Source organism: Nocardioides baekrokdamisoli, assembly GCF_003945325.1.
GTDB classification, from domain to species: domain Bacteria; phylum Actinomycetota; class Actinomycetes; order Propionibacteriales; family Nocardioidaceae; genus Nocardioides; species Nocardioides baekrokdamisoli.
The window spans coordinates 1,020,131-1,035,889 of sequence record NZ_AP019307.1; the positions used below are offsets into that span (position 1 = coordinate 1,020,131).

A 15,759-nucleotide genomic window follows, 5' to 3' on the forward strand; every position below is an offset into this window, starting at 1 on the left:
GCCCGACGGCCCTGGGCGGTCAGGAGACGGCCACTCCGGCTGGCGCGTACGCCGCGGCGAGGGCACCCTCGCGTACAGGCGCCGGCGCATGCGCACCCAGCACCGCCAGCAGCGGCTCGGAATCGACCGCAACGCCGGTCACTCGCGTCTGTGAGACCGCTGCCTCATGATGCACGTGGTGGTGCGCCGCATCGGCCAGGCCGATGACGTCTCCCGGCCCGACGAGCCGCACGTCCTCGTGGTTCCGACTCATCGCGACCTCGCCCTCGAGGATGAGGAAGCACATGTCCGAACAACTCGACTGGGCGCTGATCGTCCAATGCTCCGGATAGACAAATGCGTGACTGGCAGCGATGAGCCCCGAGATCTCCGACGCGGTCATGCCAGCCAGCAACGGGTGCCCGGACAGTTGCCTGGCGAGTTCTGACTTCTCCGAGCGGCTCAGTCTGGGGTGGTACTGACGGCGGGTGAGAAGACCGGCGAAGTGCGCGTCCCGGTCGGTGATCTCGTAGTCGTGGCGGTGGTCCATTGCTCTCGGCCTCCAAAGGGATGTGGGAAGTGGCGACGGGACCAGCGTGCTCCGTGCTCGAGCGCGGCGCTTCCGCCAACTGGCTGATATCTGCTCCGCCGGCCGGAGTCGGTGGCATCCGCCGAGTGGCGGAGGACGTACGGCCTCAGCCGAGGTCCGAGCCGGCGAGGTGAGCGGCAAGTTGAACCCGCGAACTCACCCCGAACTTCGCGTGGATGTGGGCCATGTGGGTCTGTACGGTCCGCGGCGACACGACCAGCTCTGCGGCGATCTCGGGGTTCGTCCTGCCGGCAGCAGCAAGCCGCGCGACGTGCCGTTCCGTCGGCGTGAGCTCGCCCCACGCGTCCGGAGGTACGTTCCGCGGCGCAGGTACCGATCCCGCACCGAGCATCCGCCCGACCAGGGCCGACCAGCGCGTCGCATGCAGCGTGTGCACGATGGTGCTCGCCTCCTGGAGAAGCACGATGGCCCGGTCCTTCTCGCCGCTCTCCTGCCACAGACGCGCAGCGTCCATGCAAAAGAGCGCGTGGGTTGGTGGGCGTCCGGTGCCGCGCTGGGCGTCCACTCCCGCCTGGCATACGACCGGATCACGGTTGAGGAGTCCCTCACACACTTTCGCCGTGGCCAGCGCGCTCGCGACTCCCGGTGCTCGCCGCGCACCTTCCATCGCTGTCGCCGTCACCGTCGAAGCGACGCCCAAGTCGTTGCGGTCCATCGCCTCGTGCACCAGCTGCGGCGCGAAGACCCGCCACGCGAGCAGGAACGGCGCTCCTCGCAGCCGGAACCAGGCCTCGCACAGCAGGTCGTACCTCTCGTTCCCGTCGTGCGAGTTGGCTGCCTGGGCGAGCGCCACCCACTCCTCCCCCAAACCTCCGTACGGCCCCAGGCGGTGCGAGCGCGCCTGCTGGATCAGGTTCGCCGCCTGGGATGATTTCGCCCGGGCCGCTTCGATCGTCGCCCAGATCCCCCAGGCCAACGGGCGGGCGGCAACCGCGCCGGTCTCGCGTGCGACCCGTAGCGCGGCCTGACAGTCCCTGATCGCGTTGTCCCACTCGCCGTCGATGACGTGCAGGAGCGCGTTGGAGGCGAGGTACCAGGAGAGTTGACCAGTGTCGCCCTCGTCCTCGGCGATCTTCACGCCGGTGAGGATCGCCTCGTGGGCCTCAGGCAGTTGATCGAGTTCGGCTCGCGCCATTCCGAGCAACACATGGGCGGTCGAGCGGTACTCGGCCTGAGCCTCGCCCTGGGTGGCCAGTCCGACGGCCTTCTGCGCATCGAGGAGAGCCACGTGAGGCAGTCCGTTGGCCAGGTGCACTGCTGCCATCGTGGTCAGCCCCTGCCGGACCGCGAAGTCGATCCCACTCTGCTCGCCGAGAGCGATGGCTCGCTCAGCCTGCATCTCGGCGCCGGCGATGTCGCCACCCAGGACCCGTGACAGGGAGGAGACCGCCAGGAACATCGCCTCGTCGGAGGCTGACCCGGCGACGAGCGCGAGCGCCCGCTCGAACTGTTCGCGTGCGTCTGCCATCAGACCGGCGCGCTGCATCATCACGCCGATCGCGGCCTCTACCCGTCCACGCTGGGGCGGGTCGGTCGACACGATCAGGAGCCGGGAGGCGGCGGCGGTTGCGCGGTCGAAGTCTCCCGCTTCGATGCGGGCCCACATGTCCATCTCGGCCAGGAGGAGGGCTTGTTCGTCCGTCCCGACGGTCGGGGCCTGTGGCCCCCATCCGCGAGCCGCGGCCTCCACCGCCGTGTGTGCATCCACCGCGTGGCTGGCTACCGACTTCGACACCGTGTTGCTCATGCTCATCCGCCTCACTAGCGAACCCGCCCGAGACTCAGATCCTTTTCAGGTTAAGCCTGCTGCCGTCGATCCGAGTAGGCCCCCATCGGGTGATCCGCACCACCTCGGATGGACCGGATTCCAGTCGCATCGGCACCCTCGGGGCGTACGTTGTGGGCGTGACTCCCCCGCCGACCCAGTACGCCCTCGCCGGCGAGGTGTCGATCGCGTACAAGGTCGTCGGCGACGGCCCGATCGACATCGTCCTGGTCCCGGGCTACCTCGGCCACGTCGAGCTCATCTGGGACGTGCCGAGCGTCGTCCACATGTTCGAGCGACTTGGCACGTTTGCCCGGGTGATCCAGTACGACCGTCGCGGCACCGGCCTGTCCGACCGGCTGCCGCGAGCCTCGACGCTGGAGGAGCGGGTCGAGGACATCCGTGCGGTGATGCAGGCCGTCGGTTCGACCAGCGCCACCCTGGTCGGCATCTCGGAGGGTGCGCCGACCGCGATCCTGATGGCGACGACCCATCCCGACATGGTCGACAACCTCGTGCTCTACGGAGGTCTCGCCCGCGGCACGTGGGCCGAGGACCACCCCTGGGCGGCGCCGCGCGAGGACCTGCTCGAATCCTCCCGGGCGACCGCGCCCTTCCTGTTCGAGGGCGCGATGGCCGAGGTGATGGCACCCTCGGTCGCCGACATCGACTTCGCCCGCGACTTCTATGCACGACTCCAGCGCTACAGCGCCAGCCCGTCGTCGCTGCAACAAGCTTTCGAAGCCTTCCTGGACATCGACGTACGCGCCCTGCTCCCCTCGGTCAGCCAGCCGACCCTCGTGGTCCACCGCCGTGGCGACCGGGCCGTGAACTGGCGAGCTGGCAAGTACCTCGCCGATCACATCCCCGGGGCCACGTACAAGGAACTGCCCGGCATCGACCACGCGATCTACGTCGGCGACGCGGACGCGGTGATCGACGAGATCGAGCACTTCATGACCGGCGCCCGCCGCGCGGTCGAGGTCGACCGGATCGTCACGACCGTCATGTTCGTCGACATCGTCGGCTCGACCCGGACCGCGGCCGCCTTGGGCGACAGCACCTGGCACGACCTGCTGACCGCCGTCACCAGCGTCCTGCGCGACCAACTCCGTACCCATCGTGGCACCGAGGTGAAGACCCTCGGCGACGGGCTGATGGCAACCTTCGACGGCCCGGCGCGGTCGATCCGGTGCGCGAAGGCGATGATCGAAGCCACCGCGCCGTTGGGGATCGAACTCACAGTCGGACTCCACACCGGCGAGGTGGAGGTGACCCAGGACGACGACATCGCCGGGCTGGCCGTACACCTCGCGGCGCGCATCGGATCGGCCGCTCAGGCCGGCGAGATCCTGGTGTCGCGGACCGTACGCGATCTCGTCGCCGGGTCAGCGATCGACTTCACCGACCGAGGGGACCACGACTTCAAGGGCATCCCCGAGCCGTGGCGCGTGTACGCCGTCACTTCGTAGGCGCGCCGCTCCGGGCCGCTCAACCGCGGTGATACACCTGATGGATCGTGGTGCCGGCGGCCGTGATGTCGAAACTCAGTTGGTTTCCGCTGATCGAGACATCCGCGCCGCTGCCCGAGAACGCGGCAGGGAACGGCACGGTGATGCCCATCACCTGGACTCCCCCGGTGTTGTGGATGTTCGAGAACGAGATGTGATGGCCACTCACGGAGTAGTTGCCGGTGGAGGTCACGTCCCCGCTGGCCGGCCGGCCGTGAATGGAGCAGTGCATCTGCAGGTGGTCGGTTGCCGTCCCGTCTGCGTTGAAGGTGACCGTGACGGGTCCGGAACAGTCGAAGGACATGCCGTGGCTCAGCGCGGCGGTCCCCGCCAGCAGGTCATGGACGTCGGCATGCCAGGTCCCGACAAGACCACTGGCGAGCGTGACGGGCGTGGCCGCAGGAGTCGTGACGGCGGGCGACGAACTCGTGGCACCTGGCGATGTCGACGGCGTACCGCTCGAGGAGGAGCCGCCACAGCCGGCGACGGCGCTTGCAGTTGCGGCGATGAGTACGCCGCGGGCCAATCCAGTCAGTCTCATGGGGTTCCTCCGGATCGTGTTCGGCACCACGCTAGCCCTCAGGAGCCGCCGCCGACCAGCACGACAACTCGTCCGGAGGACGCTAGGTTCGGGCCGTGACCGACCCATCGCTCGATGACCTGATCGTCCTGTGGCACACCGCGGTGAGCGATTTCCGCGCGTTCGCCGCCGACATCACCGATGACCAGTGGCACCACGCCACCGACCTTGCCGGCTGGGACGTCGCGGCGGTCGTCGCCCACATCGCCCACCTCGAGCACGTCGTCGCGGGTGGCGGCCACGAGCCGGTCGACATCGGCGCACCCGAGCACGTCAAGAACGTGTTGGGCGAATACACCGAGCAGGGCGTCGTGGCCCGCCGAGGACGTACGCGCGACGAACTGGTCACGGAGATCGACGAGGCTCGGGTGACCAGGGCTGCATCGCTGGCCGCAGCTCCTCCCGACCCTGATGCCACCGCGCCGGACGTGTTCGGGCTGCTCGGGTGGACCAACGACACCTTGCTGCGCAACCGGATCGGCGACATCTGGATGCATGAGCAGGACCTGCGCCGTACGTTGCAACGCCCGGGCAACCTCGACGGGGCCGTCGGCACCTTCGTGATCAAGCATTACCTGCGCGCACTCGGGTACGCCCTCGGCAAGGGCGCGAAGGCCGCCATCGGCCAGAGCGCGCGGGTCGACGTCGGTGACATCACGGCGACGGCGGTCATCGGTGAGGACGGCCGCGGACGCGCTGCCGAGGTGCCCGGACCGACCACGACCATCTCGCTCAGCCGCGAGGCGTACATCGTCCTGGCCGGCGGCCGTGTGCCGCTGGACCGGGTCGAGGTGTCGTTCGAGGGCGACGGCGACCTGGCCACCCGGCTCCTCAACGCCCTGACCGTGACGCCGTAGCGTCAGTCGGCCATGCCCTTGAGGCGCCGTCCGAGCGCCTGCTCGGTCTCGCGATTGGCCGTACGCTCCGCGATCGACTGCCGCTTGTCGTACGACTTCTTGCCCCGGGCGAGCGCGATCTCGATCTTGGCCTTGCCGTCCGAGAAGTAGAGCGAGAGCGGCACCACGGTCACACCCTTGGCCGAGACTTCCTTCTCGATCTCGCGGATCTCGTGCTTGTTGAGCAGGAGCTTGCGCTTGCGCCGGGCGGAGTGGTTGGTCCAGGTGCCATTGGCGTACTCCGGGATGTGCACGCCGTGCAGCCAGGCCTCACCGAACTCGATGTCGACGAAGCCGTCGACCAGGGAAGCACGCCCCTGGCGCAGCGACTTGACCTCGGTGCCCGTGAGCACGAGTCCCGCCTCGAAGACATCCTCGACGTGATAGTCGTGGCGCGCCTTCTTGTTCTGCGCGACGAGCTGGCGACCTTTCTCCCTGGGCATTGGACAAGTCTCCCAGACCGGGCCGCGGCGGGTCACATCAGTTTCGGCGAGACGTCAGGCGATGTAGTGCATCGGGTCGACGGCGACCCCGTCACGCATGACCGTGAAGTGGATGTGGCAGCCCGTCGACCAGCCCGTGGTGCCTTCGTACCCCACCGTCTGGCCGCGGGTCACGATGGCGCCCACGCCGACCGCGTACCGCGCCATGTGGTTGTAGATCACGGTGAAGTTGTGGCCGTCGATGTAGCCGAGGTCAAGGAACAACCGGTTGCCCCAGACCGAGGAGTAGTACTCCGAGACGACCCGGCCCGACTGGACCGCGATCTCCGGGGTGCCACAGGGTGCGGCGAAGTCGTCGCCGTCGTGCAGACCGTAATAGCCCCAGATCGGGTTGATCCGGTAGCCGTACGGCGAGGTGAGGACGCCGCCACCGAGCAATGGGTACGACAGCATCCCATTGGTGGAGACGCCGTCCCGGTGGAGGTCGCTCCCCGACTGCGCGAGGATCCGCGCGATGATCTGCGCCTCCTGCGCCTTCAGCGAGTTGAGTGCCGCCTGATCGTGCAGGGCGAGCTGGTGGGCAGCATGGGTGGCCTTCTGGGCCGAACGGAGCAGGTTCGTCACTTGCGTACGCGCAGCCACGGCCTCGGCCTGAAGGTGTTTGACCCGGGCGACCTGCGCTGCGGCCTGGGCGGCACCGACGGCCACCTCCTGGGTGGCGCTCGCGACCTGCTGCTGGCGGGTCGCCATCCGGCTCTCGGCTGCCGTCAGATTGTCATAGATCGCAGACTGCATCTGCGAGTAGATGGCGCCGTACTCCGCTGCAGCAGTCATGTCTGCCATCGAGTGCGAGCCGAGCATCGCTTCCATCTGTGATGCCGAGGAACTCGCACCCGTGCCGACGGTCACCGTGTTGCCGATGACGATCTGGCGCTGAACTGCAACGGCATGCTGACTCGCACCCAGATCGCGCTGCGCCGTGGCAAGTTTCATCTGGGCGGCCACGAGTCGCTTCTGCCAGACGCGGTCATTGGCCTGGGCGATGCGCAGCGCGTGCTGGACCGTGGTGACACGCCACTTCGCGCTGTGCAACTGGCTGGTCACCGCGGCCAGGTGCGCCTGCGCTTTCCGGTACGCCGCACTGGAACCGTCGAGGTCCTGCTGGACCTTCTGCTCGGTGCTCTGGATCGAGCGCTGCTTGTGACGCAGATCGTCCGCGTGGGACGGGTTGGAGACCGCACCGGCCGTGAGGGCCAGCGCGGCACCGATGGCAACCGTACGGCCAAGAGGGACGCGTCGCGGTGCCGTGCGCCGGGGGAAGGTCTCGCACGGGTACAAACCGTTTCGTTCGGGGAAGTGAACAACCTCGACCGTACGTAACAACGTCGGCCCCCTCGGGCAGAACACGCCGAGGGGGCCGAAAGTCTCAAGTTCTTCTTGAGTGTTGGACCGACTCGGTCAGACCTTCACGTACCGCCGTGTCATCAGCAGCGCCGGCACCACAGACAGCACGACGCTGAGCGCGATCACGTACGCCGACCCCACACCCCAGTCGTGCCATCCGACCCAGGACATGAACTGGATGTGCGGCGCGAGGCCCCGCTGGATGCCGAAGTACTCCACGCCGGCCAACGCGGCGACCGCCAGCCCGCCACCGATCAGCGCCGCAACCAACACCTCGAGCAGGAACGGCAACATGATGTAGAGCGAGGAGGCGCCGACGAGCCGCATGATGCTGATCTCACGACGTCGGGCGAACGCCGCCAGCCTCACGGTGTTCGACACCAGCAGGAGCGCTCCGACGACGAGCGCGGCGGCCGCAGCCAGCGCCATCCCCATGGTCGCGTCGAGAACGCCGAGGATCCGGGCGACCAGGTCACGTTGATCGTTGACGCGCATGACCCCCGGAAGGGTCAGCACGGAGTCGATGATCGCCTGAACGTGGTGAGCATCGTTCATCGAGATCCGGAACGATGCCGGAGCGGCCGCAACGGTCACGACCGGATTGGGGCCAGTGACGCCGGCGAGCTTCTCGCGCTTCCACGTGTTGTAGAGGTCCTGTGGCGACTCGTACTGGACGCTGCCGACGTACGGGTTGTGAGACAGCGTCGACTCGATCAGCGCCTTCTGGGTCGGCGTGACCTCCTGGATGCAGTTCTTCGTACGACCCTCCGGGACGCCCGTACACATGTAGACGGTGATCTGGAGCTTGCCACCGAGGTCGTGGTCAGCCTGCTGGGCCTGCTTCAACAGCAGGTAGCCGACGCCGGCCAGCGTCATCGACACCAGCAGGGTGATGACCACCGCGAGGTGCATCGAGATGTTGCGCCGCAGGCCCTGTCGCAGCTCGGTGAGTACGTAACGGATCGCCATGGATGTCGTCTCTTCTCAGTCAGTCTCAGCGGGTCAGGCCGGGGAGTCGTACGCGCCGCGGGACTCGTCGCGCACGATGCGCCCCTCGTCGAGCTCGATCACCCGCTTGAGCATCTGGTCGACGATGGTGGCGTCGTGGGTCGCCATCAGCACGGTCGTACCGGTGCTGTTGATGCGCTCCAGGATGTTCATGATGCCGATCGTGGTCGCCGGGTCGAGGTTGCCGGTGGGCTCATCGGCGATCAGGATCATCGGCTTGTTGACGAAGGCGCGGGCGATGGCGACGCGCTGCTGCTCACCACCGGAGAGTTCGTCGGGCATCCGCTCAGCGGTGCCGTCCAGACCGACGAGTTCGAGCGTCTCGGGGATCCGGCGTGCGATCTCCTCGCGGGTGTGACCTGTCACCTGCATCGCGAAGGCGACGTTCTCGGCGACGGTCTTGTTCTGCAGCAACCGGAAGTCCTGGAACACGGTGCCGATCTGGCGGCGCAGCCGAGGCACCTTCCAACCGGCCAACCGGTTGATCTCCTTGCCGGCCACGTACACCCGACCGTTGGTCGGGCGGGTCTCGCGGAGGATGAGTCGCAGAGCAGTCGACTTGCCCGATCCGGACTGACCGACGAGGAAGACGAACTCCCCCTTGTCGAGGTCGAGACTGACCTGGTCCAGCGCAGGACGGCCGGTCCCCGGATAGCTCTTGGTGACCTTTTCGAAGCGAATCACCTGATCGAGGCTAGCCCACCGACCAGAATGGATCGTGATTGACGCGCGTGGCCGCAAGGAGCCCGCGCGCAAGCTGGCCATTCGGGCCAGCGAGCACGGAGCGACGCCGCGGACGCGCCGTCAGATCACGATCCCGAGCGGCGCCAGCGGATGCCGGCCTCAATGAAGTCATCGATCTCGCCGTCGAGAACAGCCGACGGGTTGCCCGACTCCTGACCGGTCCGCAGGTCCTTGACCAACTGGTACGGGTTGAGGACGTAGTTGCGCATCTGGTCACCCCAGGAGGCGGCCACGTCGCCCTTGAGGTCCTTCTTGAGCGCGGCTTCCTCGGCCTTCTTCTTCGCGAGCAGCTTGGCCTTGAGGACGACCATCGCGGACGCCTTGTTCTGCAGCTGCGACTTCTCGTTCTGGCAGGAGACGACGATGCCCGTCGGGATGTGCGTGAGGCGGACGGCGGAGTCAGTGGTGTTGACCGACTGACCACCTGGGCCACCGGAGCGGAACACATCGGTACGGATGTCGTTCTCGTCGACCTCGATCTCGTCGGTCTGCTCGAGCACGGGGACGACCTCGACGGCCGCGAACGACGTCTGTCGACGGCCCTGGTTGTCGAACGGTGAGATCCGGACCATGCGGTGGGTGCCGGCCTCGACCGACAGGGTCCCGTACGCGTACGGCGCGTGGATCGCGAACTCGGCCGACTTGATGCCGGCCTCCTCGGCGTAGGAGACGTCGAAGACCTCGACGGGGTATTTGTGGCGCTCGGCCCAGCGCGAGTACATCCGCATCAACTGCTCGGCGAAGTCCGCAGCGTCGACGCCGCCGGCGCCGGAGCGGATCGACACGATCGCCTCACGGACGTCGTACTCACCGGACAGCAGGGTGCGGACCTCGAGGGCCTCCACGTCCTTGCGGATGCGACCGAGGTCGGCGTCAGCCTCCCCGAGGGTGTCGGCGTCGCCCTCTTCCTGAGCGAGCTCGACGAGCACTTCCAGGTCATCGACGCGGCTGGCCAGCGACTCGAACCTGTCCACCTCGCCATTGAGCATGGAGAGCTTGGACGTGACCTTCTGCGCAGCGGCCTGGTCGTTCCAGAAATCGGCGGCGGCCGTCTGCTCGCCCAGCACGTCGATCTCGGCCTTCATCGCACCGAGGTCCAGCACCTGCTCGACGGTGTGAAGGGTCGCTCGGAGCTGCTTCAGCTCGGCATCAAAATCGGTGGCAGCCACGAACGGGCAATCTACCCGTCGTTCGCCTGGTCGAACGGATCGCCGAAGGTCTCCAGCCTGCGTACGACCTCGCGGAAGTCCATCTGCTCCAATCCGAGCGGATCCTCGGCCCCCGCCTCAACCTCGGCCCAGCTCACCGGCGCTGCGGCAGTTGGTCGGTCTCCCCCACGCAGTGACCACGGCGCGAGCGTGGTCTTCGAGCCGGAGTTCTGGGACCAGTCGACGAAGACCTTCCCGGCGCGTCGAGCCTTCGTCATCGTGGCGGTGACGAGCCTCGGGTGGCTGACCTCCAGGCCATCGGCGATCGCCTTGGCGATGCCGGTCGCCACCTCCGGTTCAGCGGGCGCGGGCAGGGTCGCGTACAGGTGGAGGCCCTTGGATCCGCTCAGGACCGGGATCGCGGTGAGTCCGTGGCCTGCGAGCGTGTCGCGTACGAGCAGGGCAACCTGCGAGCACTCCTGGAGCCCGGCCGGGGCACCGGGGTCGAGGTCGATCACGATCCGGTCTGCGCCGACGGGTTCTCCGGAGTCGTCGACTCGCCACTGGTGGACGTGCAGCTCGAGCGCAGCCAGGTTGGCCATCCAGGTGAGGGTGGCCAGATCATCGGCGACCGGAAAGGTGAGCGTGCCCTCGCGTTGGTCAGCGGTCCGGCTCCCCGACGTCGGGACCGTGACGGTGCGTACCCAACTCGGCGTGCCGGCCGGGGCGTTCTTCTCGAAGAAGTTGGCCTGTCCGGTGCCGTGCGGCCACCGGACACGAGTCACGGCTCGATCGCGCAACTGCCGCAGGATCGCTGGCGCAACCCGGGCGTAGTAGTCGAGCACCTCCCCCTTGGTGGTGCCGGTCTGCGGATAGAGCACCTTGTCCAGGTTGCTCAACTTCACCATCCGGCCGTCGATCTCGACGCGCATCTCGCTCACGGGCACCTCCGCCCGATCTTCCGAACGTTCGGACGGCGCGTGGCGGAACCTTCCGAACGTTCGGAAGATCGCGAGGTACTGCCGGCGGCTCGGGCCGTGCTCACAGGTCTGTCCTGACTCCGATGAAACTCGGCTGCCGCAACCGATGGACCGCCGGACCGTGGGACTCGACGTCGACTATGACCGCTGGCGCGACCCACGTGGTGCCTTTCGCGTCCAACTTCGGGACCTCGTCGGCGAATGGGCTGTCCGCGATCGGCTGCAGCAGCGCCTTCAGTGCGACGGAGTCCCGGCTGCTGATCCCACTTCCCACCCGACCTCTGTAGAGCAGGCCGGCATCGGTGACCTGACCCACCAGCAACGAGGCCAGTCGATCTGCCGTGCCGACCTGCGGTCGCCAGCCGCCGACAACGTACGAATCCCGGTGACGATGGACGAACTTGAGCCAGTTCTTCGACCGCACGCCGGGCTCGTACGCACTCTCACGCCGCTTGGAGACGATGCCCTCGATCCCGTGGGTACGAGTGAACTCGAGCAGCATCGCGCCGTCGTCGTGCACCTCGGGCAACTCCCAGGCCCCGAGATCGAGGCTGTCCAACAATTGACGGCGCGCCGACCACGGGAGGCCGGTCGTGTCCTGCCCGTGCAATCGCAGCAGGTCGAAGACCATCAGCTGAGCCTGCGCCCCGCCGCCCAGGGCACCGAGGTGCGGTCGCCCGTCAGGCGCGAACGCGACCACCTCACCGTCCACCAGGACGTCGTATCCGGGATGCACCACGATCGACGGCCAACTGGCCGTCCGGTCGTTGCCGTTCCGGGTGGTCATCCGCACTCCGTCGTCGGTGCAGTCGACCAGCAGCCGGATGCCGTCCCACTTGAACTCATGAGCCCACTCCGGACCACCCGGGACATGCGTGCCGGCGGTTGCGAGCATCGGCAACAGCGCGGGCATACGTGCATCCTGCCAAGCCACGCGCGAGGATGGGGTCATGCGTGCGATCTGGAAGGGTGCCGTCTCCTTCGGCCTCGTCAACGTTCCGGTACGGGTCTACTCCGCCACCGAGTCCCACGACGTCTCGTTCCGACAGGTGCACGAGGCTGACGGCGGCCGGATCAAGTACCAGCGGGTCTGCTCGATCGACGGCGCCGAGGTGCCGTACTCGGAGATCGCCAAAGGGTTCGAGACCGAGGACGGCGACCTGGTCGTCCTGACCGATCAGGACATGAAGGATCTGCCGTCGAACTCGACCCGTGAGATCGCGGTGCAGAAGTTCGTACCCGCCGATCAGATCGACCCGCTGCTCTTCGAGAAGTCGTACTACCTGGAGCCGGACCAGACAGCGGCCAAGCCGTACGCACTCCTGCGTCAGGCGCTGCTGGATGCCGACCGGATGGCCGTGGTCACGGTGGCGCTGCGGCAGCGGACGACGACGGCCGTGCTGCGCGTACGCGATGACGTGATCGTGCTCCAGACGATGATGTGGCCAGACGAGATCCGTACGCCCGACTTCGCGATCGATGCCGGCGCGCCCACCGACGCCGAGGTCCAGATGGCCCACCTCCTGGTCGACACCCTGGCCGGGGACTTCCACTCCGAGGACTACGAGGACGACTACGCGACGGCGGTCCAGGAGATGGTGACCGCCAAGATCGAGGGCGGCGAGGTGCGGCGTACGCCCGAATCGACCCCGACGACCGGCGAGGTCGTCGATCTTCTCGCCGCGCTGCAGCGCTCGGTTGCCGCCGCGCGAGAGGCCCGCGGCGAGGCTTCCTGACCCGCCCCGACGATAGGGTCGAGGCATGGCCAAGACCATGACGTTGGAGTTCGAGTACGCGGCGGCCGAAGCCACCGTTCTCGGGTTGCTGAAGGACCCGGCCTTCCGGGAGTCGGTCTGTGAGGCGCAGCATGCGACCTCCCACACCGTTGCGGTCGAGGGCGACGTCGTCGAGATCCGCTACACCCAACCCGTCCGTGGGCTACCCGCCTTCGCCACGAAGTTCGTGGGCGATTCGGTCGAGATCCACCAGCGCGAGGTCTGGTCCGGTCAGCGGGCGACCTTCGAGTTGTCGCTCCCGGGAAAGCCGGGCGACATCACCGGCACCAGGACCCTCAGCACTCAGGGCAGCGGGTCACGCGAGGTCTTCAGCGTGATCGCGAAAGTCTCGGTGCCGCTGGTCGGCGGCAAGTTGGAGGACCTGATCCTGCAGATCTTCAAGAAGGGCGCCGAGCGCGAGCATCGCACCGCGCTCGCAGAGCTCGGCGGCTGAGTTACTTCGCCCTGCGCTGGTCGATGACGTAGAGGACCACGTAGGCCGGCACGATCGTCAACGCAATGACGAACAGCAGGATGACCAGCAACAACAGGACCGCTTGCACGCTTCGACGCTAGCAACCGCCCCAACCGTTTGTGAAATGACAGACGGCGCGACCCGCGGTCACCCCAACAACGCCGGGATCTCCTGGACCCCGAACCAAGCCAGATCCTCGTCGGCATCAGCATCCGCCGGGCGCTCGTCGAGATCGGCATGGACGGCCAGCACCTCCCGGAACGGCACCGGGGCCGCCGCACCCGCATCCACGACGAGCACCAAGCGCCGTCCGGGGCCGGCGAGACGTTCGGCCGAGGCATCCGCAGCCGACATCAGGGCGGCGTACTCGCCCTCCTCGGTCTCGTCAGGTGCCTCGTACGCGTCCGCAAAGGCAGCCGCCGGGACCGAGCCAGCGGCGTGCCACTGCGACAACTCGTCGATCGTGGCCGGCACGTAGATACGCGTCATTGGTCCGTCTCCCGCTTCGTCTCCGAGCGACGACGGCCGCGCGGCGCCTGCTCCCGTCCTCCGTTGGACGCATCCAGCAGCTCCAACAGCGCTTCGCTGATGCATTGCCCCAGGACCTCGGCATCCGGAATCAGGTCACGGTCGGCGTTGATGCCGATCATCACCTTCCCGGCGTACGAGGTGATCCCGATCGCGAGCCCGTGGCCGGGCAGCAAGGGGTGCACGGGGTAGCTCGCCACGAGTTCGGCGCCGGCGGCGTACCGCAGTGTCTGGGGCCCTGGGACGTTCGTCACGGAGACCTGGAAGTGTCGCTCCTGGACGGCCGCGACCCGCGCACCCATCGCGTGGAACGTCGTGGGCGCGAAGCCGGTGATGCCGGCGAGCCTGTTGGCGGCCACCGCCCTGGTCACCTGCTGGTGCTTCTCGAAGGAGTACGACACCTGGTGCAGCCGGACGACCGGACTGTTCTCCGCGATCGGCAACTGCACGAAGTGCGGCGCGATCTGTGAGCCGAGCGCGGTCGCCTCGAGGTCGTCATCGATGACGCTGACCGGCACCAGCGCGGAGATCTCGCGCAGCCCGACCAGCGACTCGGCACGCGTCATCAACCAACCGCGCAGCCCGCCGGCGATGACGGCGAGGATAGCGTCGTTGATCGTCCCGCCGTGAGCCTTGCGGATGGTCCGGTAGTCCTCGAGCGAGCTGTCCGCGGTCACGAAGATCCGCTGCTGGGACAGGTCCCCCAGCAGCGGGTTGTCCGGCACCACACGACGTACGCCGAGAAGACCGCGTACGGTCTCGACCCGCCGGCCGATCATGCCGGCCCGCTTGCCCAGGGACGTACGCGCCCCGTCGACCGTGTTGGTGAAGGTGTCGACGTCCATCAGCGTGTCGCGGACCGCGCCGAAGACGAGACCGCGGGCGGAGGCCCGTCGCGGGTTCCAGGCATCCGCGCCGAGCGGCTTGGCTTCGGGACTGACGTCGAGCAGGATCTGGCCGAGATCGACGGTGTCGAGGCCGTCGACGAGCGCTTGATGGGTCTTGGCCAGGATCGCGATCCGACCGCCCTCAAGACCTTCGATGAAGTACATCTCCCACAGCGGGCGCGACCGGTCCAGCGGTCGCGACAGGATCCGCGCCGTCAGATCACGGAGTTGAGCCATGTTGCCCGGACGCGGCAGAGCTGACCGACGGGCGTGGTACTCCAGGTCGAAGCGCTCGTCGTCGATCCACACCGGGTTGGCAATGCGTCCCGGGACGACCTGGATCCGCTGGCGGTAGCGCGGGACGAAGGAGAGCCGGTCCGCCACCAGATCCAGGAACGCGTCGTAGTCGAATCCGGAGTCGCCCGGCTCGAGGATGTCGAGGGTGGCGTTGTGCCGCGGAGCGGTCGCCGTCTCCTGGACCAGGAAGGCTAGGTCGCGCGGGCTGAGTCGATCTGCCACCGCTGCTCCTGCCCGGACCTGATGGCCCTGGTTTTGGTACATCTGCGATTCTGTCAGAGCCCACCAGCCTTCATGCTCCCGACGCACGGGCGTGGAACTCCCCCGAAAGGCTCGTCATGCGCCGCAACGCTGCCGTCATCTCCGCCGTTCTCGTCGTCCTCACGCTCGGTGCGACGACTGGGTGCTCTTCGACCTCCTCGTCGAACGGCTCCTCGGCCTCGCAGGGCACCGACACCTCCAACCGCAAGGTCATCGAGATCACGTTCTCCGGTGGCAAGGTCACCCCGATCGCGGAACAGGTGGACGTCAACGTCGGTCAGACGGTCGTCCTCGACATCACCGCAGATGTCGCAGGCGAGATCCATGTGCACTCCACGCCCGAGCAGCATGTCGACTACACCGTCGGGCACACCCAGGTACCCCTTAACCCCCTGACCCTGCCGGGGACGATCGAGGTCGAGTCCCACTCCCTCGGGAAGACGATCCTCCAACTCCAGGTGCACTGAC

General features: G+C 67.5%; 17 protein-coding genes. 5 read left to right on the forward strand and 12 right to left on the reverse strand.

Annotated elements, in window-relative coordinates:
• Window positions 1-19 precede the first annotated feature (19 nt).
• On the reverse strand, window positions 20-529 hold the full coding sequence (locus tag KCTC_RS04870; protein WP_125567283.1) for a cyclic nucleotide-binding domain-containing protein: 510 nt from the start codon (window positions 527-529) through the stop codon (window positions 20-22).
• Window positions 530-674: 145 nt separating this feature from the next.
• Window positions 675-2,336 carry a helix-turn-helix domain-containing protein gene (locus KCTC_RS15005; RefSeq protein WP_164512480.1) on the reverse strand — a complete coding sequence of 554 codons (1,662 nt, stop codon included), beginning with the start codon at window positions 2,334-2,336 and terminating at the stop codon, window positions 675-677.
• 158 nt (window positions 2,337-2,494) lie between these two features.
• Here KCTC_RS15005 and KCTC_RS04880 point away from each other — a divergent pair, with 158 nt between their 5' ends.
• The gene (locus KCTC_RS04880) at window positions 2,495-3,826 is read left to right on the forward strand and encodes an adenylate/guanylate cyclase domain-containing protein (protein ID WP_125567287.1); all 1,332 of its coding nucleotides are present in this window, start codon (window positions 2,495-2,497) and stop codon (window positions 3,824-3,826) included.
• A 19-nt stretch (window positions 3,827-3,845) separates the two neighbouring features.
• Here KCTC_RS04880 and KCTC_RS04885 read toward each other — a convergent pair whose 3' ends face one another.
• Entirely contained in the window at window positions 3,846-4,406 is a 561-nt protein-coding gene (locus KCTC_RS04885; RefSeq protein ID WP_125567289.1) for a lipocalin-like domain-containing protein, read from the reverse strand.
• Window positions 4,407-4,501: 95 nt separating this feature from the next.
• On the opposite strand from KCTC_RS04885, the gene KCTC_RS04890 reads away from it, so the two are divergent.
• The gene (locus KCTC_RS04890) at window positions 4,502-5,302 is read left to right on the forward strand and encodes a maleylpyruvate isomerase family mycothiol-dependent enzyme (protein WP_125567291.1); all 801 of its coding nucleotides are present in this window, start codon (window positions 4,502-4,504) and stop codon (window positions 5,300-5,302) included.
• Window positions 5,303-5,304: 2 nt separating this feature from the next.
• Here the strand turns inward: KCTC_RS04890 and smpB are convergent, their stop codons facing one another.
• From smpB to KCTC_RS04925, 7 genes are all read right to left on the reverse strand, one after another.
• Window positions 5,305-5,784 carry an SsrA-binding protein SmpB gene (smpB, locus tag KCTC_RS04895; RefSeq protein WP_125567293.1) on the reverse strand — a complete coding sequence of 160 codons (480 nt, stop codon included), beginning with the start codon at window positions 5,782-5,784 and terminating at the stop codon, window positions 5,305-5,307.
• A 54-nt stretch (window positions 5,785-5,838) separates the two neighbouring features.
• Window positions 5,839-7,122 carry a M23 family metallopeptidase gene (locus tag KCTC_RS04900; protein ID WP_125567296.1) on the reverse strand — a complete coding sequence of 428 codons (1,284 nt, stop codon included), beginning with the start codon at window positions 7,120-7,122 and terminating at the stop codon, window positions 5,839-5,841.
• 120 nt (window positions 7,123-7,242) lie between these two features.
• Window positions 7,243-8,157, reverse strand: coding sequence for a permease-like cell division protein FtsX (gene ftsX / locus KCTC_RS04905; RefSeq protein WP_125567298.1), 915 nt, complete (start codon window positions 8,155-8,157; stop codon window positions 7,243-7,245).
• Window positions 8,158-8,190: 33 nt separating this feature from the next.
• Complete coding sequence (ftsE, locus tag KCTC_RS04910) at window positions 8,191-8,880, reverse strand: cell division ATP-binding protein FtsE (RefSeq protein WP_125567300.1); 690 nt, start codon at window positions 8,878-8,880, stop codon at window positions 8,191-8,193.
• 125 nt (window positions 8,881-9,005) lie between these two features.
• On the reverse strand, window positions 9,006-10,109 hold the full coding sequence (prfB, locus tag KCTC_RS04915) for a peptide chain release factor 2 (protein ID WP_125567302.1): 1,104 nt from the start codon (window positions 10,107-10,109) through the stop codon (window positions 9,006-9,008).
• 11 nt (window positions 10,110-10,120) lie between these two features.
• Complete coding sequence (gene ligD / locus KCTC_RS04920; RefSeq protein ID WP_125570020.1) at window positions 10,121-11,020, reverse strand: non-homologous end-joining DNA ligase; 900 nt, start codon at window positions 11,018-11,020, stop codon at window positions 10,121-10,123.
• Between the two features lie 109 nt (window positions 11,021-11,129).
• The gene (locus KCTC_RS04925; protein ID WP_125567304.1) at window positions 11,130-11,981 is read right to left on the reverse strand and encodes an ATP-dependent DNA ligase; all 852 of its coding nucleotides are present in this window, start codon (window positions 11,979-11,981) and stop codon (window positions 11,130-11,132) included.
• A gap of 37 nt (window positions 11,982-12,018) precedes the next feature.
• On the opposite strand from KCTC_RS04925, the gene ku reads away from it, so the two are divergent.
• Window positions 12,019-12,804: a non-homologous end joining protein Ku gene (gene ku / locus KCTC_RS04930; protein ID WP_125567306.1), complete on the forward strand. Its 786-nt coding sequence runs from the start codon at window positions 12,019-12,021 to the stop codon at window positions 12,802-12,804.
• 25 nt (window positions 12,805-12,829) lie between these two features.
• Entirely contained in the window at window positions 12,830-13,297 is a 468-nt protein-coding gene (locus KCTC_RS04935; RefSeq protein ID WP_125567308.1) for a DUF2505 domain-containing protein, read from the forward strand.
• Window positions 13,298-13,465: 168 nt separating this feature from the next.
• On the opposite strand, the gene KCTC_RS04940 is transcribed toward KCTC_RS04935, so the two are convergent.
• A complete protein-coding gene (locus KCTC_RS04940) occupies window positions 13,466-13,807 on the reverse strand; it encodes a DUF6912 family protein (RefSeq protein ID WP_125567311.1) in 342 nt (113 codons plus the stop codon).
• The gene (locus KCTC_RS04945) at window positions 13,804-15,252 is read right to left on the reverse strand and encodes a WS/DGAT/MGAT family O-acyltransferase (protein WP_125567313.1); all 1,449 of its coding nucleotides are present in this window, start codon (window positions 15,250-15,252) and stop codon (window positions 13,804-13,806) included. The genes KCTC_RS04940 and KCTC_RS04945 overlap by 4 nt, the downstream gene beginning before the upstream one ends.
• 116 nt (window positions 15,253-15,368) lie before the next feature.
• Here KCTC_RS04945 and KCTC_RS04950 point away from each other — a divergent pair, with 116 nt between their 5' ends.
• The gene (locus KCTC_RS04950) at window positions 15,369-15,758 is read left to right on the forward strand and encodes a hypothetical protein (protein WP_125567314.1); all 390 of its coding nucleotides are present in this window, start codon (window positions 15,369-15,371) and stop codon (window positions 15,756-15,758) included.
• The last annotated feature ends 1 nt before the right edge of the window (window position 15,759 follow it).

Coding starts and splice junctions, on each gene's coding strand:
- KCTC_RS04870 (WP_125567283.1), bottom strand. CDS start 529: ATGGACCACCGCCACGACTACGAGATCACCGACCGGGACGCGCACTTC.
- KCTC_RS15005 (WP_164512480.1), bottom strand. CDS start 2,336: ATGAGCAACACGGTGTCGAAGTCGGTAGCCAGCCACGCGGTGGATGCA.
- KCTC_RS04885 (WP_125567289.1), bottom strand. CDS start 4,406: ATGAGACTGACTGGATTGGCCCGCGGCGTACTCATCGCCGCAACTGCA.
- smpB (WP_125567293.1), bottom strand. CDS start 5,784: ATGCCCAGGGAGAAAGGTCGCCAGCTCGTCGCGCAGAACAAGAAGGCG.
- ftsX (WP_125567298.1), bottom strand. CDS start 8,157: ATGGCGATCCGTTACGTACTCACCGAGCTGCGACAGGGCCTGCGGCGC.
- ligD (WP_125570020.1), bottom strand. CDS start 11,020: ATGCGCGTCGAGATCGACGGCCGGATGGTGAAGTTGAGCAACCTGGAC.
- KCTC_RS04925 (WP_125567304.1), bottom strand. CDS start 11,981: ATGCCCGCGCTGTTGCCGATGCTCGCAACCGCCGGCACGCATGTCCCG.
- ku (WP_125567306.1), top strand. CDS start 12,019: ATGCGTGCGATCTGGAAGGGTGCCGTCTCCTTCGGCCTCGTCAACGTT.
- KCTC_RS04935 (WP_125567308.1), top strand. CDS start 12,830: ATGGCCAAGACCATGACGTTGGAGTTCGAGTACGCGGCGGCCGAAGCC.
- KCTC_RS04940 (WP_125567311.1), bottom strand. CDS start 13,807: ATGACGCGTATCTACGTGCCGGCCACGATCGACGAGTTGTCGCAGTGG.
- KCTC_RS04950 (WP_125567314.1), top strand. CDS start 15,369: ATGCGCCGCAACGCTGCCGTCATCTCCGCCGTTCTCGTCGTCCTCACG.